The organism is Tatumella sp. UBA2305 (assembly GCF_002345795.1).
In the GTDB taxonomy this organism is placed as follows: Bacteria; Pseudomonadota; Gammaproteobacteria; order Enterobacterales; family Enterobacteriaceae; genus Tatumella; species Tatumella morbirosei.
Genome location: NZ_DDVT01000026.1, coordinates 98,194 through 116,947, shown reverse-complemented (window position 1 = coordinate 116,947; position 18,754 = coordinate 98,194). Strand labels below are relative to the sequence as shown.

Sequence of the window (18,754 nt, the reverse complement as noted above, 5' to 3'; positions counted from 1 at the left end):
GTGCTTTGACCAAATCACTGTCCGTAACCCTGACTATCAGGTTATACCTGCCGGCTGTAATCATTGCACGACAAAGCATCCCGCTGATACGCCAGAAGGATAACAGTTTTTACGGTGTCTCTGAACCATCTGCCGCCCAGGAAATGACAAAACCTCACCAATATCACGGTGATTCAGCTCTGGCACGGCAGGCTGTGCAGCAAAAGAGTGCTTAATGGGTAGTCGTTGTCAGGAGTTTCAGGGTATAGCTCTCATCGACGGCTGCTATGCCCTGAAACCGCCACTGTCAGACTGCGGGAGAATAATCATGATTAACTACCGACGGTTAATTGTTGCTGAAGGCGTTCCAGTTCACGTACTCTCGGCAGGACCTCACGACCAAACCTTTCAATTTCTTCCTGGAAGTGCAAAAAGCCCAACAGTAGCAGATCAGTACCGGCGTTTTTGAACTCAATAATCCGTTCTGCAATCTGTTGTGGGGTACCAATCAGCTGACTTTTAAATCCGTCGTTATACTGCACCAGGTCCTCAAAACCTGAATTGGCCCAGTTACCCTCAGCTTCCGGGGAGGCTTTGCCTGCGTTGGCGACCTGGTCGGCAAATCCTTTCACTGCTTCGGGGTTAGCCCCGGCCACAATATCGCGTATCACCAGTTGAGCCTGTTCTTCAGTTTCGCGGGCTACCACAAATCCATTGACTCCAATCCTGACCTGATGCTGATTTTGTGCTGCTTTTTGGCGGATATCCGTGACCTGACGGGCGATTTCTGCCGGGGTGTTGCCATTGGTAAAATACCAGTCAGAAACGCGTGCTGCCATATCTCTTGCTGCTCTTGAGCTGCCGCCCTGGAAGATCTCCGGCAAAGGCAACAACGGTTTGGGTTTCATAACATAATCCCGGTAGCGATAAAAATCGCCGGCAAAACTGAAACTCTCCTGCTGCCAGATACCCTTCAGACAGCGGATAAATTCCTCGGACCGCAGATAACGCTCCTCATGATCCAGCCAGGGCTCGCCTATCGCTTTAAATTCACCCCGAAACCAGCCGCTGACCACATTCACCGCAATCCTGCCCCCGGTCAGATGACTAATGGTGGCAATCTGCTTGGCGGCGAGCGTCGGATTCCAGGGGCCGGGTAACAAAGCTGCAATCACTTTTAACTTCTCTGTCGCGCCGAGCAGGCCCTGAGAGAAACTGACGGATTCATGCTGATTATCCGCACCATAACCGGCAGTAAAACGTATCTGGGTCAGTGCATAATCGAAACCTGACTGTTCCGCTATCTGAGCCAGTTTACGGTTGTAGTCAAAATCCCAACGAGTGCGTTGTTCAATATCGCTGATCACCAGCCCACCGGATACATTGGGTACCCAGTAAGCAAACTGTAACGGCTTATTACTTTGTGGGTTGCTCATACAGATCTCCCTGGTTATCTCTTTGGAAACCACAATCACCGAAGGTTGTCAGTTCTGTGTATCTGGTGAGGGCAACAACGACGGCAACCTGGCCAGTACTTATTGCATTATTCAGCTTTTCACCACGATAGCTGTTTTTTTATAACCTTATTCCAATATCTGAAATAGAAAACTAACTATTTGGTTATAACCAACAGCACAAAGCATGCCAGCATTCTGTACGATTAAAAACCAATAAAAATCATAATGATGCACAGAATCCCTGTGATAAGAAATGTTGCATATGCAGCAGTTATTGCCGTAGTACTGTTTCATTTACAGCATTTCAGGCCTGCGGGCTGCGGGCTGCGGGCTGCGGGCTGCGGGCTGCGGGAGCAGGTAAGGGTCCCCATCCCGCCGGATTTGGTAGTGCCTCCACTTAACACCATCAACCCGTGGAACAGGGGCAAAGAGTGTTGCCGGTTTTAGTATAACTTAATGATTTAATTGTATTAAGACTGTGACTTCGTATTTGTTATGTTTTTCCTGTGATCTGTCTGACCGCTTTATTTACTCAGGAAAAATAAAATGAAATACACTCTATCCGGCCTGTTATCAGCCACTCTGTTAGCAGCCTTATTGCTGCCTGCCGCTACCCGGGCGGACAATCTGCCCAAAGTTGTCAATATTGGTTATCAGAAAGCCAATATTTTCGCATTGCTGAAATATCGTGGCACTCTCGATAAAGATTTTGCACAGCAGGGAATTCGTGTGCACTGGGTTGAATTTACTGCAGGTCCACAGATGCTCGAAGGCCTGAATGTTGGCAGTATCGATCTCGCCGCCACCGGTGATGCACCGCCGGTGATTGCTCAGGCAGCCCGGGCCGACCTGGTTTACCTGGCTCATTCCCCTGCCAATCCGGAATCTGAAGCCATTGTGGTGCCCGCAGGTTCATCAGTTAAAACGGTCGCCGATCTCAAAGGGAAACGGATAGCACTGAATAAAGGTTCAGATGTCAACTATCTGCTGATTGCCGCGCTGGAAAAAGCCGGACTGACCTACCAGGATATTACCCCGGTCTATCTGGCTCCTGGTGATGCCCGGGCTGCCTTCCAGCGCGGATCTGTCGATGCCTGGGTTATCTGGGACCCGTTCCTGGCTGAAGTGGAAACCCATACCGGGGCACGGGAAATCAGTAATGCCACCGGTCTGGTGCCCCACTACACCTTCTTCCTGGCAGGAAGAAAATTTGCCGACAGCTATCCGCAGACCGCGAAACAACTGATCACTGAATTACAATCCACCAGCGACTGGGCTAATCAACATCAGGACCAGGCCGCTACCGTTCTGGCCGGTTCTACCGGTCTGTCAAAAGCCATCTGGATAACAGCGCTGAAACGAATTCCTTTCGGCGCCAGCCGTATGACTCCGGCAGTATTTGCCGAACAGCAGACACTGGCAGATACACTCAAACGTGCGGGAGTCATACCGGTGAGCGTTAATGTCCGCACTGCACTCTGGTCAGCAGACAAACAATAATAATTACCCACCGCCGGCAGGAGTACGCTTCTCCGGCGAAATCTTACTCCGCCACGGACAACTCTGCCGTGGCGCACACCCGGCCACTGCTGCTACTGATCCTCTGGCAGGCATCGGCAGGTGCTGGCTGAGGTCGGTCTGGCGGGCAGAGAACGCGACTGGTCAGCAGATCTCTCCGGAGGCGAACAGCAGCGGGCAGCGCTGGTCCGGAAACCGGCCTTTTACTGGCGGATGAACCTTTTGGTGCTCTGGATGCACTGACCCGATTAAACATGCAGGGACTGTTACGTCACCTCTGTCACCAATACCATCTGACAGTTCTGCTGGTCACCGATGATGTGGATGAAGCTATTGCCCTGGCTCAACGGCTGATTGTTCAGGACCAGGGGAATCTCACTTGAAATCGCTATCGGCCAGCATACGGCCAGGCAAGCGGAGCAACATGAGATTTACCGGCAGCAACTCCTGAAGGCACTGGGAGTGAGTAGCCCGACAGAGCCTTAGCCCTGCCGGGTAAAGTAAAATCAGTCAGTGGCCAGTGTATACTGGCCACTGAGGTTACTGGCCGCTCAGCACCCGGGCAGGATCGATGCGGCTGGCACGACGAGACGGATACCAACTGGCCAGCAAGGTGAGGATAATGGCAGTGATCAGCACTGACCAGACATCCATCCAGTGAAGTTCTGAGGGAAGGAAATCGATAAAATAGATATCACCGGACAGGAAGTGATGGCCGGTCAGTTTTTCCAGCCCACGAATCATCGATGTCAGATTCAGAGCACCCAGCACGCCGGCCACAACCCCGAGAATACTGCCGGCCATACCCGCCAGCAAACCGTACCAGACAAAGACAGTACGGATCAGTTTATCCCCCGCCCCCAGGGTACGTAGTACCGCAATATCACTGCTCTTGTCTTTCACCGCCATGACCAGTGTCGAGACGATATTAAAGCAGGCAACACCTATCACCAGAATCATGGCCAGATACATAATCGCGCGGATCATCTGGATATCGTGATACATATAGCCATAAGTGCTGATCCAGTTGCGGATATATACGTAGCTGTGGGTCACTTCTCCGGCCGCTCTGACCACCTTCACCGCCTGAAACGGATCGGTCATTTTCAACGCAATTCCGGTCACGCTGTCGCCCATATCCAGATACTGCTGAGCATCGGCCAACGGCACCAGTGCCAGGCTGTGATCCAGCATGCCACTTAGTTGCAGAATACCTTCCACCTGTAAACGGATACGTTTAGGTTGCAGCAGATGATTCTTACCATCACTGTTCGGGATCATAATGGTTATCCAGTCACCCGCCTTCACCGACAGACTTTTGGCAATCCCACCGCCGAGAATGATCTGCTGTTTACCGGCACTAAACCCTGCCCAGGCATTACCCTGAACAAACTTCGGTAAGGCACTCAGTCGCGGTTCCTGCTTAGGATCGACACCACGAACCGTCAGAGCCTGTAATTTACTGGCACTTTCCACCAGTCCGGTAAAATTAATATAGGGAGCTGCAGCCGCAATTCCCGGCACCTTTTCTATCGGAGCAATCAACTGTTGCCACTGGCTGAATGGCTGATTCACCGGTTCTATTTCGCCGTGAGGTACCACACTCAGAATACGTTCGTTCAGCTGACGTTCGAAGCCATTCATCGCACTGAGTCCGATAATCAGCACCGCCACCCCAAGGGCAATACCGACCGTCGAAATCACCGATATCAGAGAAACCATGCCGCCACGACGACGCCCGCGGCTAAAACGTAATGCCAGCTGCAGGGATAACGGACGAATCATTACAAGGCTCCTGTCAGGGTGACTTCCGCCGTTAACTGCCCGTCACGCATTTCCATTTGACGATTCAAACGTTTGGCCAACGCCAGATCATGAGTCACCACCAGAAAAGCAGTGCCCTGTATCTGGTTGAGTTCACCCAACAACTGGAAAATAGCATCCGCATTGCGGGCATCGAGGTTACCGGTAGGTTCATCGGCCATCACCAGACTGGGCCGGTTGACCAGCGCACGGGCAATCGCTACCCGCTGACGTTCTCCGCCGGATAATTCAGACGGGCGGTGACTGGCACGTTTTTCCAGCCCCACCGCAGCCAGCATCTCTGTAGCACGCTGCAATGCCTCACTGCTGTTCTTTTTACCAATCAGTAACGGCATGGCCACGTTTTCCAGTGCCGTAAAATCAGGCAACAAATGGTGGAACTGATAAATAAACCCCAGTTCGCGGTTACGCAGTTCAGCTTTGGCTGAGGATGACATCTGATTTAGTGACTGGCCCTTAAACAGCACATCACCTGACGTAGGGGAGTCCAGCCCCCCCAACAGATGCAACAGAGTACTTTTCCCCGACCCTGAACTGCCGACAATCGCCGCCATTTCTCCCGGTTGCAGGGTAAACGAGACATTTCGCAATACGTCGGTGTGCAGGTTACCTTCCTGATAGCGTTTGCATAACTGATCACATTGTAAAAGTAACGGATTATTCATAGCGTAATGCCTCGGCGGGTTGTACGGCGGCAGCGCGCCATGAAGGATAAAGTGTCGCCAGTAATGCAACAATCATTGCAGTCACCGCGATGGCAACTACCTGAGTCGGATTAATATCTACCGGCAGTGCGGCACCATCCAGAAACAACCCCAGTACCGGCAGCAGATGGTTAAGCTGGCTGGCCAGTAACACGCCACACAGAGTGCCTAATAGTGCCCCTGCAATCCCGGCACTGGCGCCCTGCACCATAAATACGCTCATAATTTGCCCGCGGGTCAGCCCCTGGGTTTGCAGAATCGCCACTTCACCCTGTTTTTCCATAATCAGCAGGCCAAGAGAAGTCACAATATTGAAGGCAGCCACTGCCACTATCAGACTCAATAACAGCCCCATCATATTTTTCTCCATCCGTACCGCCTGGAACAGATCGCCTTTACGCTCACGCCAGTCTTTCCATTGCAGGCCCGGCGCCAGAGTCTGCTGGCTAAGGCTGTCCACATCCAATGGATGGTTAAGCCATAACCGCCAGCCAGTGATATTACCCACCGGATAATGCATCACCCTGGACGCGTCCTGTTGATTCACCAGAATCTGATAGCTGTCGACTTCGCTGTCCGCGGCATAAGTCCCGACCACAGTGAAAATACGTTCACTGGGTACCCTGCCGACGGGGGTGAACTGACTGACCGACGGAACCATTAAGCGCAGTGTGTCGCCGGTGCGGATACCCAGTTGACTGGCAAGTTGCTCACCCAGTATCACGTGATAACTGCCCGGCTGAAGCTGGCTGGCAGAACCGTTAACCAGATAAGGTAACAGCGGGTCCTTCTCATCCGGATTAATACCCAACATGACACCGACGGCCACACTACTGGCACTTTGCAGCACCACATCCGCTGTCGTCAGAGGGGCTATCCGTGAAACGCCCTGCAATCCAAGGCCAGACGCCGGAGTTTGTTGTGGATTAATACTACCGCTGTCGCTGGTGATCAACGCCTGTGGCATCAGCCCCAGAATATTGCCTTCCAGCTGGCGTTCAAATCCATTCATCACCGACAGTACCGTGACCAGCGCCAGAACGCCTAAAGTGATACCTATGGCGGATAGCCAGGAAACAAAGCGACCAAAGCGGTCGGATGCACGTCCACGCATATAACGCAGACCAATAAACAGAGCTACGGGTTGGTACATTAAATCCGTCCCGGACGGTTGCCTGAAATTCAGTAGGTGGATGATAATGGAGCCAGACGGTTATGAAAACCTCTGACCTCCGGTTTGAAAGGTAAAGTTATCTGATTATCCGCAGAGACGGATAAAAAACGGGCCAGGGCGTTCGTTTTTCGCTCAGTGGCGAAGTATTCCCTGCCCTGAACCCTGCTTTTCACTTTTCCCGAAGATTCACAGGAAAATTTATCAAGGCAGATGAATCATATGTGTTTATGTGAAATTATAGCTGCCTGGAAATTTTGGAGAGAATATTTATCCCCATGTCAGATAAGACAAATTACTCCCTGCCAGTCAAAGCCGGTGATCACCGTCAACTTGGCCAACTGACAGGTACGGCCCTTGCCGCAGAGTGCGCAGACATTGCAGAACGTCATCCCGGTCCGTTACTTCTGATCACCAGTGATATGCAGACAGCCTTGCATTTACAGGATGAAATTCGCCAGTTTACCGCTCTGCCGGTCAGCCATTTGCCTGACTGGGAAACTCTCCCCTATGACAGTTTTTCGCCACATCAGGACATTATTTCCGCACGTCTGTCTACCCTCTACCATTTGCCTTCCATGGAGAGAGGCGTTCTGATTCTGCCGGTGAATACTCTGATGCAACGGGTATGCCCGCATCAGTTCCTTCAGGGCCATGCGTTGGTAATGAAAAGCGGCCAAAAAATGTCGCGAGATTTACTGCGTGAACAACTGGACCAGGCCGGTTACCGGCACGTTGACCAGGTAATGGAGCATGGGGAATACGCCATCCGAGGGGCTCTGCTGGATCTGTTCCCGATGGGCAGTGAACAGCCTTTCCGGATCGATTTCTTTGATGATGAAATCGACAGTCTGCGGTTGTTTGATGTTGACAGCCAACGGACACTGGATGCAGTTGACGAGATCAATCTGTTACCGGCTCACGAATTTCCTACCGATAAACAGTCAATTGAACTGTTCCGCAGCCAGTGGCGGGAACATTTTGATGTATTGCGCGATGCAGGCCATATCTACCAGCAGGTGAGTAAGGGCAGTTTGCCGGTAGGGATAGAATACTGGCAGCCACTGTTTTTCACCGGTGAACTGCAGCCATTATTCGATTACCTGCCAGCCAATACACTGTTGCTGTGTAGCAGCGACCTGCAGGCTGGCAGCGAGCGTTTCTGGCAGGATACCGGACAACGCTATGAAAATCGCAAGGTTGACCCGTTGCGCCCGTTACTGCCTCCGGAGAGTTTGTGGTTACGTCCGGACTCACTGATGTCGGCACTAAAACAGTGGCCTTTGGTGCGCTTGTCGGCGCAGACGCTGACCGAAAAAGCCGCCAATACTAATCTGGCCTACAGCCCGTTGCCGGAAATTAGTTTGCAGGCTCAGGCTAAAAGTCCGCTGGAAGCACTACGTAAATTCACTGAGTCTTTCAGCGGTGCGATTATTTTCTCGGCCGAGAGTCAGGGACGGCGGGAAAGGCTTCAGGAACAACTGACCAAAATTAAAATACGCCCTGTAGAGATAGAGCGTCTGGCCGATGCGGATAAGCCTGGCCACTATCTCATGACAGGTCCGGCTGAAACCGGATTTATCGACCATACCCGGCAGCGGGCGGTCATCACCGAAACAGATTTATTAGGTGAACGGGTAGTACGACGTCGTCAGGACAATCGTAAGACCATCAATCCGGATGTGCTGATTCGTAACCTGGCGGAACTGCACCCGGGGCAACCGGTCGTCCATCTTGAACATGGGGTCGGCCGGTATGCCGGGCTGACGACGTTAGAAACCGGCGGTGTCACGGCAGAGTATCTGATGCTGACTTACGCCGGGGATGCCAATCTCTATGTGCCGGTCTCATCGCTGCACATGATTAGCCGCTATGCCGGGGGAGCGGACGAAAATGCTCCGTTACACCGGTTGGGCAGCGACAGCTGGAGCCGTGCCCGTCAAAAAGCCGCAGAAAAAGTTCGCGATGTGGCTGCTGAGTTACTGGATATTTATGCCCAGCGTGCAGCTAAAACTGGCTTTGCGTTTAAACATAATCGCGAGTTGTATCAGAAATTCTGTGACAGCTTTCCGTACGAGACCACGACAGATCAGGCTCAGGCGATTAATGCCGTGCTGAGTGATATGTGTCAGCCACTGGCGATGGACAGGCTGGTCTGTGGTGATGTTGGCTTTGGTAAAACAGAAGTGGCGATGCGTGCGGCATTCCTGGCGGTGGAAAACCATAAGCAGGTGGCCGTGCTGGTGCCGACCACTCTGCTGGCTCAGCAGCATTTTGACAATTTCCGTGACCGGTTTGCTGACTGGCCTATCCGTATCGAAATGTTATCCCGTTTTCGTACCACCAAAGAACAAAACCAGATACTGCAACAGGCCAGTGAGGGAAAAATTGATATCCTGATTGGCACCCATAAACTGCTGATGAGTGATTTGCAATGGCAGGATCTTGGCTTGCTGATTGTCGATGAAGAGCACCGTTTTGGGGTACGACACAAAGAGCGTATTAAAGCCATGCGTGCGGATGTGGATATTCTTACGCTGACCGCGACCCCTATCCCCAGAACTCTGAATATGGCGATGAGTGGAATGCGGGATCTGTCGATCATTGCCACACCCCCGGCCCGCCGACTGGCGGTGAAAACCTTTGTCCGCGAATATGATGAACTGGTGGTGCGGGAAGCCATCCTCAGGGAAATCCTGCGTGGCGGCCAGGTATATTATCTGTACAACGACGTAGAAAATATCAGCAAAGCAGCTGAAAGGCTGTCGACACTGGTCCCGGAGGCCCGGGTGGGAATTGGTCATGGACAGATGCGGGAGCGGGAACTGGAACGGGTGATGAATGATTTTCACCATCAGCGTTTCAATGTGCTGGTCTGTACCACCATTATCGAAACCGGCATCGATATTCCCAGCGCCAATACCATCATTATCGAACGAGCCGACCATTTCGGTCTGGCGCAGTTGCACCAGCTCCGTGGCAGGGTCGGTCGATCTCATCACCAGGCCTATGCCTGGCTGTTGACACCTCATCCAAAAGCCATGACCAGTGATGCAGCCAAGCGACTGGAAGCGATTGCTTCGCTCGAAGACCTGGGCGCCGGGTTTGCGCTGGCGACTCACGACCTGGAAATTCGTGGTGCCGGGGAGCTTCTGGGAGAGGACCAGAGTGGTCAGATGGAGACTCTGGGCTTCACACTGTATATGGAATTGCTGGAGAATGCTGTAGAGGCACTGAAATCCGGTCGTGAACCCTCTCTGGAAGATTTGACCAGTCAGCAGACCGAAGTAGAACTGCGTATGCCAGCCCTGCTGCCGGAAGAATTTATTCCTGACGTCAACACCCGTCTGTCGTTTTATAAACGGATTGCCAGTGCTGCCAGCGACAATGACATTCAGGATCTGAAGATTGAGTTGATCGACCGCTTTGGTTTACTTCCGGACCCGGCACGTAACCTGCTGGATATTGCCCTGTTACGTCAACAGGCCGTAACCATCGGTATCCGTAAAATTGAGGCCAGTGAAAAAGGTGGCTACATCGAATTTTCAGAGAAAAACCATGTTGACCCTGGCTGGCTCATTGGATTACTGCAAAGCGCGCCGCAGCAATGGAAACTGGAAGGTCCGGTGAAATTACGCTTCACTGTTGATCTGGCTGAGAGAAAACAGCGGATGGAATGGGTCACCGGGTTACTGCAACAGATGCAGGAACATCGCCTGTAACATTGCCGTCCCCCGCGACGCGGGGGAAACCGGCTGAATGAGTTAACTACGGGTACTATTAATAATGAGCTGTCCGTTATTATCCAGTGGAATACGGGGTCCGGGGGCATTATCCATCCGGACTTTACCCTGCTCGTCACCAATTTTATAGGTGACATCATAGCCCAGGGTTTTCTCCTGTTTGTCATACACGGTACGGCATTGCTGACGAGTCGTGGTGTAAGTATCACGGTTTTGTAACCCTGCCTGGGCCTGATTACCGGCGTAGCCACCGGCTACAGCCCCGGCGACGGTCGCCAGACTACGACCATGCCCTCCGCCAAACTGATGTCCCAGCACTCCACCTGCCACGGCACCCAGGATTGAACCAGTCAGTCGATTTTCATCCTGAACCGGACGACGGTGAACCACCTGAATATCACGACATTCCTGGCGTGGATTTTTAATCACTTCACGGATAGGAGTCGCTGATACCACCTGGGCATACTCTGGTCCACGATGAAAAGCGCTGACTCCCGCTACCGAAGCCACTCCAAGCGCAGCGCCTACGCCTATACCGATACCTGCGAGCATTGATTTATTCACAGGGTTCCTCCTGACTTATCTGATAACCACGCATGAAATTAATCTAACTATCAGTATGCTACTGACGGCGTGCGTGCCTCGCCTGATGTGCGGCAGTTTCCCAGAAGCAGATTTCTGAGACCATCAGACAAACGGAAAAAACACAGGGAGAAGGTCGACTAAGGATGATTTTGAGAAGCTTCTTAAGCGGCCCCGGAAATTGAGTCCGGGGCGACAGACAGCAATTAATGCAGTTTTAGTTTAGGACGGATCACCCGGTTAATACTGCCGGAGAGCATCATCAGCAGGGTTTTAAAATAACCGTGCAATGCAATCTGATGCATACGATAAAGAGAAATGTACACCATCCGGGCAATTCGCCCTTCTACCATCATAGAGCCGCGCATCAGGTTACCCATCAGGCTGCCCACCGTAGTAAAGCGGGACAATGACACCAGCGAGCCATGATCCTTGTAGACATACTCTTTCTGTGCCTTGCCTTTACGCCGTGCCAGAATATTATGCAGTACGCAGGAAGCCATCTGGTGAGCGGACTGAGCCCGTGGCGGCACAAATCCGCCCTCGGGTAATGCGCAGGAGGCGCAGTCACCAATCGCGTAAATGTCTTCATCCCGCGTCGTTTGCAAGGTCGGAGTCACAACCAGCTGATTGATGCGGTTGGTTTCCAGGCCGGCAATCTCTTTCATAAAATCAGGGGCTTTTATCCCTGCGGCCCATACCATCAGGTCAGCATTGATTAATTCACCGGATTTGGTGTTCAGCCCTTCAGGCCCGGCACTGGTCACCATGGTCTGCGTCAGGACTTTCACCCCAAGTTTCTGGAGTTCCTGTTGTGCCGAAGCAGAAATACGTGGTGGAAGTGCCGGCAGAATGCGTTCTCCCGCCTCAACCAGCGTGACATTCAGAGCTTCTTTATTCAGCTGTTCATAGCCGTAGCTGTGCAGCTCTTTAACCGCGTTATACAGTTCAGCCGACAATTCAACGCCTGTCGCGCCACCGCCAACAATCGCGATATTCACCTTATGATCGGTTTGCTGACCGGAAGTGTATTTGAGAAACAGATTTAGCATCTGATTATGGAAACGCCTCGCCTGAGCCGGGTTATCCAGGAAAATGCAGTTCTCTTTAACTCCGGCAGTACCGAAATCATTGGATGAACTACCAATCGCCATGACCAGCGTGTCGTAATTCAGACTGCGCTCTGCCACTAACAGATTGCCCTGCTCATCACGAATTTCAGCCAGCTGAATTGCTTTATTCTCGCGGTCGATTTCCGTCAGAGTCCCTAACTGAAAACGGAAATGATGATGGTGTGCATGTGCCAGATAGCTAAGAGCATCGATACCTTCATCCATAGAGCCCGCCGCAATTTCGTGCAACAGCGGTTTCCACAAGTGAGTCTGGTTACGATCTACCAGCGTAATTTCTGCTTTTTTGTGACGTCCCAGCTTGTTACCAAGCTGAGTGGCCAGTTCCAGTCCGCCGGCACCGCCACCCACAATGATGATTTTTTGCACAGAAGTAGTCAACCATACCCCCTGATTTGTGATTCCGAAGTTAACAAACGGTTAAATTAAACCTTTGCTAACATAGGGTTATCCCCGATTAATAGTTACTAAAATCAGGATAACACGACCGGGTAACGGGTTCCTATCAAAATGATCTGGATCAATTTTGCACGATTGTGCCGCCAGAACCCGCGGCGAGGGTGGCGCAAAAAAAATCAGGAATGCAGAAAGAAAACAGATTAATCGACAGACGATAAGGGCTGGCAAAAGACCTGACGGTGGCCCGGCGAGGATACCGGGCCGGATGAGCGGTTAAACTGCTTGTTTTTGTTCCAGCCAGCGCAGTTGTAATTGTGAAAGTTGCTGATGATTTTCTTTCCAGCGACTGTGTTGACGAAGCTCTGCGTCACTTAAGCGACCACGATGATAAAGCCGGGTCAGCCGCTCTGCTGAAGTCACCGGTAAGTTATCAAGAATGGCCACTACGCCTGGCCGGTGATTACAGACCAGAATCACATCACAGCCGGCAGATAAGGATTGTTGAGCCCGTTCGGTATAACTGCCCATCACCGCGGCCCCTTCCATGGATAAGTCATCGGAGAATATCACCCCGTCAAACCCCAACGCCTGACGTAGCACATTTTTCAGCCAGTACGGCGATCCACTGGCTGGCATTGGATCGATGGCCGGATAAATCACATGAGCCGGCATGACAGCATCCAGCTTACCATCGTGGATCAGTCGACTGAAAACAGCCATATCCTGCTGACGAATGGTTTGTGCATCACGCTGGTCAACCGGCGTTTCTTTGTGGGAGTCAGCCTGGACTGCACCGTGTCCGGGGAAATGCTTACCGGTGGTTTTCATTCCAGCCTCATGCATACCGGCAATAAATTGTTCTGCTACGGGTAATGCTATCCGCGGGTCTTCATGAAATGCACGGTCACCGATGGCGGCGCTAATATGGCCAATATCCAACACCGGCGCGAAACTTATGTCGATATCCATCGCAGTCATCTCAGCAGCCATTTGCCAGCCCGCTTCTCTGGCCAGTAATCCTGCCTGATGCACTGATTCACTCAGCGCTGAAAATGACTGCATTGCCGGCAGACGGGTAAATCCGTCACGAAAGCGCTGCACCCTGCCCCCTTCCTGGTCAACAGCCACCACCAGACGGGTATGAGAGGCGGCACGAATCTGACGAACCAGTTCTTCAAGCTGCCGGGGATCATGATAATTACGGCTGAACAGGATCACTCCCCCGGTCAGCGGGTGGCGTAATAACTCACGCTCTTCGCCGTCCAGTTCGTAGCTTTCCACATCCAGCATCAGTGGTCCCGGGATAGAAGTCGTCATAGTGCTGTTCCTGTGTCCTTGCGATGAAGCATTATTTTCAAAATGATAAATTTTGCCAGTACTGGCGGGCCAACGTCTGCATCTGTGGGCTGGCCGTTTGTTCGGCCCGTAACTGATACCAGCAGGCCATAAGCAACTTCAGCCAGGGTTTCCAACGGCTCACCTGGCGTGACAGTCGTTCCGGCTTGAGCCCGGCAATCCCGGCATAGTAGTCAATCCACTGCGTTTCATTCGCCGAATCATTCAGGCATATCACTGCCAGATCAAGGGCAATATCACCGTCAGCAGTGTATTCCCAGTCGATAAAGCGACAGTCCTGACTATCCTTTACTACATTCCCCGCATGAATATCCATATGTAGCGGCGCCAGGCGTAACGGCAGAGGTTCACCCTGTGATTTCAGACGCTGCCAGAACTGTAACCAGTGATGCGTCTTCTGACGGCATAACTGCCAGTACTTTTCCAGTAAGGCGGTTAGCGACAAACGATAGCCGGTCAGTGGCTGATGATGCAGACTGGCCAAAGCCTTGCAAACCGGCCGTAAATATTCAGTAAATTCCTGACGGGTCAGAGTTTCTCCGGGTTGCCAGCTTAATAATAACCAGTGCTGATTATACCCCACAGGCCGCTTAACCACGCCAGCGGCCGAGAGTTTTTTCAGCACCCGATACTCACGCCGACGATCAACAAAGGGTATGGGGAAGTCAGGCTGTTGCCTTGCCAGCAGGTTTTGTTGTGGTAAAACAATCCTGAAAGAATGATGGCTTAATCCGGACAGGGGTAATAAACAACCGGCAGAAACCTCTGCCGGTTGAGACTGGCGGATCAGTTGTAACAGCGAGGGATCAATTGGCGACGCTGGCACTGCCGGTCCAGACGATTTCGCCGGTCTGTACCAGCATCAGTTGCATTTGCAGCTGGGGAGCTTTGGCATCACCATGCGCCGTACTGTACAAAACATATTGTGCATTCAAATTACGGGCCAGGCCAATAGCCTTGCTGCGTGAATTGAGGCTATCCTGCGGAGACAGACCCAGTGCCTGCTTAGCCTGATTTAGCTGTGCGGTTGTCACCAGAGTAAATTTGCTGTTGCTCTGCAACGCCTGGTGAATCGCCAGATCGGCATTTGCACTCTGAATCGACCCGTTGGTACTGTTTTTCAGGCGATCCACCAGTAACACACTGCCCGGAGTAATCCCCTGGGTGTTCATCATCTGGTTAACTAATGGCTGAACACTGGATTGCCAGTTGATGGTTTTCAGCTTAGGGGGTTCTGGCACCGGCTGAGGTTGAGTCACAGGTGGCGGTGGCGGCTGCTGTGCGCCAATAACCGGTGCCGGTTGTTCCGGCTGAGGCGCCTGTTCAACCGGTGCCGGTTTTTGTGTCTGATTAACCATACATCCGGACAAAACAAACGCAAATAATAACGGAATACTGAATTTTATGCTGCGAATCACTTGAACATCCTCAGAGATAAAGGGATACACGTACCTGACTTGCGCTCAGATTTCCCGACCAGGAGACCGCTTCACGACTCTGGTGTGCAGGCACAACCACGGTTTCGGCTGACTGTTCCGGCAGAATTTCCAGTCCTTTGTCATCATACCAGTAATAACGATAATGTAACGTTACCGCAACGTCACGATCATTATAAAGAATGACAGTCGCTTTTTGCTGTCCACTGTCGCTGCTGAGCTTAGGCCCGTCAGCTGTAATACCCGCCGATAACACATCTGATTCCATCACCAACGGCTGTGAAATACTGATCTGTGGCTGACTGCTGCTGCATGCGGTCAGCAGCAGTACCAGCGGTAGATATAACAGACCTGCACGCATCTGACCCCTCCATAAACTTAACGGGATAACATTGGCCCAAGCGCGCGGCCACCCAGCAGGTGCATATGGATATGATAAACTTCCTGACCGCCGTGACGGTTGCAGTTAACGATTAACCGATAGCCATCTTCATCAATCCCCTGCTGTTTCGCGATGGAAGCAGCTACCGTCATCATACGGCCCAGGGCAGGTTCATGCTCTGCGCTCAGATCATTTACGGTGGGAATTAACTGATTAGGGATGATGAGAATATGGGTAGGCGCCTGGGGTGAAATATCGCGAAATGCGGTCACCAGTTCGTCCTGGTAGACGATATCAGCGGGAATTTCCCGGCGAATAATTTTACTGAAAATAGTTTCTTCGGCCATGAACTGATTTCCTGATAAAAGTAACAGCAATAGAGATCTTATTCCCTGACCCGAGCTATTTAAACCCGGCAATCAGCGGTAAGTCGTTGTACAACTTTACATTATCCCCTCAGGGTAAGGCCATTAAAATCTGGTACCCCGGGGAAATGACAGTGGTTCTTATGCGTGCAACGCGCTAATTCTGCTCACCCTGCACAGACAAGCTTAGTCAGCAATCCGGGGGCCGGCAGATTTTTCTTCATCATTCACCGGGCAGTACAGGCCCCGTAGCGGCCAGACTCAGGCCCCCAATCTGTCCATCGGAATATGGAACAGGCGTGAAAAGTTTTCTGTTGTCTGCTGTGCCAGGGTATCGATATCCACCCCCTTCAGTTCCGCCATATACTCTGCCACGTCGCGGGTATACGCCGGCTGGTTGGGTTTACCGCGGTGTGGTACAGGGGCCAGATACGGAGAGTCAGTCTCCACCAGGATTCTGTCCAGTGGAACATAGCGGGCAGCTTCACGAATCTGCTCTGCATTACGGAAAGTGACAATTCCGGAAAACGAGATATAAAAGCCCATATCCAGCAGTTGTGCCGCAGTCTGTTGGTCTTCAGTAAAACAGTGCAGCACACCGCCACACTCTTCAACTTTCTCTTCACGCAGTAACGCCAGAGTATCTTCCCTGGCATCCCGGGTATGGACAATCACCGGTTTATTCAGTTGCCGTCCGACCCGAATATGCTGACGAAACGAGAGCTGTTGTTCCCGCTGCTGTTCAACTTCCTTCTGGTAAAAATAATCCAGACCGGTTTCACCCAGTGCCACCACCTGTGGGTCAGCAGCCAGTTGCAACAGGGTCTCCTGCTGGTAAGGCTGTTCCATATTCAGCGGGTGCACCCCGCATGACAGCGCGATTTCCGGCCGTTGATTAACCAGCGCTTTCAGTCCGGTGAATCCCTGCAGGGTGGTTGCCACAGCCAACATAAAACGGACATCCTGCCCGGCAGCCTTACTGATCACATCGTCCAGATTGCTGTGTTCTTTTTCATAATCCAGACAATCAAGATGACAATGGGAATCGACTAAAAACATAATCTGCTCTCTTACTTATTTAACGCCTTTCAGCCCGCATGAAAGGACTGTTCCCAGTCCAGCAAAGCTTCAGTGACTAACAATTCATGATTTACGGATGGGGTTTCAAGAATATGATGACGACATTGCATCCACAGACTCAGGCTATGATGCAGTACAGCTACCGGCATCAGTGCGGCCAGTTTTGCGACTAATGGTTGTTGATCGATATTGGTCATCCAGCGCGGGTTCTGCTGATGATATTTGACCGCATCCAGCAGCAAGGCCATCAGCCAGTGTATACGCAAAGCCACGTCATCCTGACTGAGTAACGGAAGCAGCGCCAGGGTGTTATCCGGTAGCGACTCAATCAGCATCTGGCACAGTTTGTTGCGCTGTTGCCAGTGACTGCCGGTCAGCATTTCCAGCGCAGCCGCCGGGGCTCCCCCCGCCAGACGGAGTGCTGTCAATGTATCAGGCTCCTGCTGAGTCGTCTGTCCCGTCAGCCAGTGCAGACTCTGCTGTTCTGCGGGGACCGACAGGTGCAGTGTCATACAACGGCTGCGTAAGGTTGCAGGTAAGCCAGAAGGCTGATGGGTGCTGAGAAAGAACCAGCAATTCGCAGGGGGCTCTTCGAGTGTTTTCAACAATGCGTTAGCTGCCGCTTCGGTTAACTGTTCTGCCACAGGGATATGGATGACTTTAGCGCCACCTTGCTGGGCAAAATGATAAAGTTTATCGGTGACCTGTCGTATGGCATCAACACCAATCGAAGATTTTCCTTTCTCTGCGGTCAGGGAATACCAGTCGGGGTGATTACAGGCAGCCATTAACTGGCAACCATGACACTGACCACAGCTCTTTACGCCTGTCGGCCGGGTACACATCAGCCAGCGCGACACACCCCAGACCAGGGCGCTGTCCCCCATTCCGGGCAAAGACTGAACTAACAGGGCGTGATGTGCCCTTCCGGCCTGATGCTGACTAATAATATGTTTATAAGGGGCATTAAGCCACGGGTACCATTGCATCAGCAGTTTTCCGTCAGCCAGTGGGTGAGGGTTTCGGTTAATGCCGCTCTCACCTGTTGCGGCGTGCCGGTAGCATCAATGGTACGAATCGTCGAATCGGTGGCTGCAATTTCGAGGTACCGTGCCCGGGTACGACGGAAAAAATCCAGTGACTCTTGTTCGATACGATCGAGTTCGCCACGGCTGCGGGCACGTTGTAATCCAATTTCCGGGGTTACGTCCAGGTACAGAGTCAGATCCGGTTTAAAATCACCCAGTACTGCCTGACGCAGTGTATCCATCAGTTGTTGATCGAACCCACGACCTCCGCCCTGGTAGGCACGGGAAGAAAGATCATGGCGATCGCCTACCACCCATGCCCCCCGACAGAGTGCCGGTTTGATAATATTTTCCACCAGTTGAACCCGTGCCGCGTAAAGCATCAGTAATTCCGCTTTATCGGTCACCGGTTCGTCACTGACACCCTGCTTAATCAGAGTACGTAATTGTTCGGCTAACGGCGTACCGCCCGGTTCACGGGTCAGTACCACATCCGTAATACCGTGTTGTGCAAGTATTTCCAGCAATAAATCGCGAGCCGAAGTTTTCCCTGCGCCTTCAAGCCCTTCAATAACAATAAATTTATTTTTCATTTATAGT

At 52.0% G+C, this 18,754-nt stretch carries 18 protein-coding genes; 4 read left to right on the top strand and 14 right to left on the bottom strand.

Annotated features, from left to right (window positions below; translation table 11 throughout):
- Positions 1 to 311: 311 nt before the first annotated feature.
- Entirely contained in the window at positions 312 to 1,415 is a 1,104-nt protein-coding gene (gene sfnG / locus B3Z23_RS18355) for a dimethylsulfone monooxygenase SfnG (RefSeq protein ID WP_294912788.1), read from the bottom strand.
- A gap of 567 nt (positions 1,416 to 1,982) precedes the next feature.
- Between sfnG and B3Z23_RS18350 the strand changes: the two genes are divergently transcribed.
- Genes B3Z23_RS18350 through B3Z23_RS18340 form a run of 3 tightly spaced genes read left to right on the top strand, consistent with a single transcriptional unit; the run spans position 1,983 to position 3,337 of the window.
- The gene (locus B3Z23_RS18350; RefSeq protein WP_294912785.1) at positions 1,983 to 2,936 is read left to right on the top strand and encodes a sulfonate ABC transporter substrate-binding protein; all 954 of its coding nucleotides are present in this window, start codon (positions 1,983 to 1,985) and stop codon (positions 2,934 to 2,936) included.
- Complete coding sequence (locus B3Z23_RS18345) at positions 2,899 to 3,171, top strand: hypothetical protein (protein ID WP_294912783.1); 273 nt, start codon at positions 2,899 to 2,901, stop codon at positions 3,169 to 3,171. Before B3Z23_RS18350 ends, B3Z23_RS18345 begins: the two co-directional genes overlap by 38 nt.
- A 37-nt stretch (positions 3,172 to 3,208) precedes the next feature.
- Entirely contained in the window at positions 3,209 to 3,337 is a 129-nt protein-coding gene (locus B3Z23_RS18340) for a hypothetical protein (RefSeq protein WP_294912781.1), read from the top strand.
- 157 nt (positions 3,338 to 3,494) lie between these two features.
- Here the strand turns inward: B3Z23_RS18340 and lolE are convergent, their stop codons facing one another.
- Genes lolE through lolC form a run of 3 tightly spaced genes read right to left on the bottom strand, consistent with a single transcriptional unit; the run spans position 3,495 to position 6,635 of the window.
- Positions 3,495 to 4,739, bottom strand: a complete 1,245-nt coding sequence (lolE, locus tag B3Z23_RS18335) for a lipoprotein-releasing ABC transporter permease subunit LolE (protein WP_294912778.1) — start codon at positions 4,737 to 4,739, stop codon at positions 3,495 to 3,497.
- Positions 4,739 to 5,443 (bottom strand): lipoprotein-releasing ABC transporter ATP-binding protein LolD, encoded by a 705-nt coding sequence (gene lolD, locus B3Z23_RS18330; protein ID WP_294912776.1) that lies wholly within the window; start codon positions 5,441 to 5,443, stop codon positions 4,739 to 4,741. Before lolD ends, lolE begins: the two co-directional genes overlap by 1 nt.
- A complete protein-coding gene (gene lolC / locus B3Z23_RS18325) occupies positions 5,436 to 6,635 on the bottom strand; it encodes a lipoprotein-releasing ABC transporter permease subunit LolC (RefSeq protein ID WP_294912774.1) in 1,200 nt (399 codons plus the stop codon). Before lolC ends, lolD begins: the two co-directional genes overlap by 8 nt.
- A gap of 296 nt (positions 6,636 to 6,931) precedes the next feature.
- Here lolC and mfd point away from each other — a divergent pair, with 296 nt between their 5' ends.
- A complete protein-coding gene (mfd, locus tag B3Z23_RS18320; protein WP_294912772.1) occupies positions 6,932 to 10,375 on the top strand; it encodes a transcription-repair coupling factor in 3,444 nt (1,147 codons plus the stop codon).
- A 42-nt stretch (positions 10,376 to 10,417) separates the two neighbouring features.
- Here mfd and B3Z23_RS18315 read toward each other — a convergent pair whose 3' ends face one another.
- The 10 genes from B3Z23_RS18315 to tmk form a co-directional block, all read right to left on the bottom strand.
- Positions 10,418 to 10,960: a glycine zipper 2TM domain-containing protein gene (locus tag B3Z23_RS18315; RefSeq protein WP_294912770.1), complete on the bottom strand. Its 543-nt coding sequence runs from the start codon at positions 10,958 to 10,960 to the stop codon at positions 10,418 to 10,420.
- A 224-nt stretch (positions 10,961 to 11,184) separates the two neighbouring features.
- The gene (locus B3Z23_RS18310) at positions 11,185 to 12,489 is read right to left on the bottom strand and encodes an NAD(P)/FAD-dependent oxidoreductase (RefSeq protein WP_294912768.1); all 1,305 of its coding nucleotides are present in this window, start codon (positions 12,487 to 12,489) and stop codon (positions 11,185 to 11,187) included.
- Between the two features lie 291 nt (positions 12,490 to 12,780).
- Positions 12,781 to 13,824 (bottom strand): beta-N-acetylhexosaminidase, encoded by a 1,044-nt coding sequence (nagZ, locus tag B3Z23_RS18305; RefSeq protein WP_294912766.1) that lies wholly within the window; start codon positions 13,822 to 13,824, stop codon positions 12,781 to 12,783.
- A 37-nt stretch (positions 13,825 to 13,861) separates the two neighbouring features.
- The gene (gene thiK / locus B3Z23_RS18300; protein WP_294912764.1) at positions 13,862 to 14,689 is read right to left on the bottom strand and encodes a thiamine kinase; all 828 of its coding nucleotides are present in this window, start codon (positions 14,687 to 14,689) and stop codon (positions 13,862 to 13,864) included.
- Positions 14,670 to 15,281 (bottom strand): penicillin-binding protein activator LpoB, encoded by a 612-nt coding sequence (lpoB, locus tag B3Z23_RS18295; RefSeq protein ID WP_294912763.1) that lies wholly within the window; start codon positions 15,279 to 15,281, stop codon positions 14,670 to 14,672. Before lpoB ends, thiK begins: the two co-directional genes overlap by 20 nt.
- A 10-nt stretch (positions 15,282 to 15,291) precedes the next feature.
- Positions 15,292 to 15,660, bottom strand: coding sequence for a YcfL family protein (locus B3Z23_RS18290; protein WP_294912760.1), 369 nt, complete (start codon positions 15,658 to 15,660; stop codon positions 15,292 to 15,294).
- A 17-nt stretch (positions 15,661 to 15,677) separates the two neighbouring features.
- A complete protein-coding gene (gene hinT, locus B3Z23_RS18285; RefSeq protein WP_294912758.1) occupies positions 15,678 to 16,028 on the bottom strand; it encodes a purine nucleoside phosphoramidase in 351 nt (116 codons plus the stop codon).
- Positions 16,029 to 16,307: 279 nt separating this feature from the next.
- The gene (locus B3Z23_RS18280) at positions 16,308 to 17,105 is read right to left on the bottom strand and encodes a metal-dependent hydrolase (protein ID WP_294912756.1); all 798 of its coding nucleotides are present in this window, start codon (positions 17,103 to 17,105) and stop codon (positions 16,308 to 16,310) included.
- A 29-nt stretch (positions 17,106 to 17,134) separates the two neighbouring features.
- Positions 17,135 to 18,115: a DNA polymerase III subunit delta' gene (gene holB, locus B3Z23_RS18275; RefSeq protein WP_294912753.1), complete on the bottom strand. Its 981-nt coding sequence runs from the start codon at positions 18,113 to 18,115 to the stop codon at positions 17,135 to 17,137.
- Positions 18,115 to 18,747, bottom strand: coding sequence for a dTMP kinase (gene tmk, locus B3Z23_RS18270; RefSeq protein WP_294912751.1), 633 nt, complete (start codon positions 18,745 to 18,747; stop codon positions 18,115 to 18,117). Before tmk ends, holB begins: the two co-directional genes overlap by 1 nt.
- Positions 18,748 to 18,754 lie beyond the last annotated feature (7 nt).

Coding starts and splice junctions, on each gene's coding strand:
- nagZ (WP_294912766.1), bottom strand. CDS start 13,824: ATGACGACTTCTATCCCGGGACCACTGATGCTGGATGTGGAAAGCTAC.
- sfnG (WP_294912788.1), bottom strand. CDS start 1,415: ATGAGCAACCCACAAAGTAATAAGCCGTTACAGTTTGCTTACTGGGTA.
- B3Z23_RS18290 (WP_294912760.1), bottom strand. CDS start 15,660: ATGCGTGCAGGTCTGTTATATCTACCGCTGGTACTGCTGCTGACCGCA.
- holB (WP_294912753.1), bottom strand. CDS start 18,115: ATGCAATGGTACCCGTGGCTTAATGCCCCTTATAAACATATTATTAGT.
- mfd (WP_294912772.1), top strand. CDS start 6,932: ATGTCAGATAAGACAAATTACTCCCTGCCAGTCAAAGCCGGTGATCAC.
- lolD (WP_294912776.1), bottom strand. CDS start 5,443: ATGAATAATCCGTTACTTTTACAATGTGATCAGTTATGCAAACGCTAT.
- B3Z23_RS18340 (WP_294912781.1), top strand. CDS start 3,209: ATGCAGGGACTGTTACGTCACCTCTGTCACCAATACCATCTGACAGTT.
- hinT (WP_294912758.1), bottom strand. CDS start 16,028: ATGGCCGAAGAAACTATTTTCAGTAAAATTATTCGCCGGGAAATTCCC.
- lolC (WP_294912774.1), bottom strand. CDS start 6,635: ATGTACCAACCCGTAGCTCTGTTTATTGGTCTGCGTTATATGCGTGGA.
- B3Z23_RS18350 (WP_294912785.1), top strand. CDS start 1,983: ATGAAATACACTCTATCCGGCCTGTTATCAGCCACTCTGTTAGCAGCC.
- lolE (WP_294912778.1), bottom strand. CDS start 4,739: ATGATTCGTCCGTTATCCCTGCAGCTGGCATTACGTTTTAGCCGCGGG.
- B3Z23_RS18345 (WP_294912783.1), top strand. CDS start 2,899: ATGTCCGCACTGCACTCTGGTCAGCAGACAAACAATAATAATTACCCA.
- tmk (WP_294912751.1), bottom strand. CDS start 18,747: ATGAAAAATAAATTTATTGTTATTGAAGGGCTTGAAGGCGCAGGGAAA.
- B3Z23_RS18280 (WP_294912756.1), bottom strand. CDS start 17,105: ATGTTTTTAGTCGATTCCCATTGTCATCTTGATTGTCTGGATTATGAA.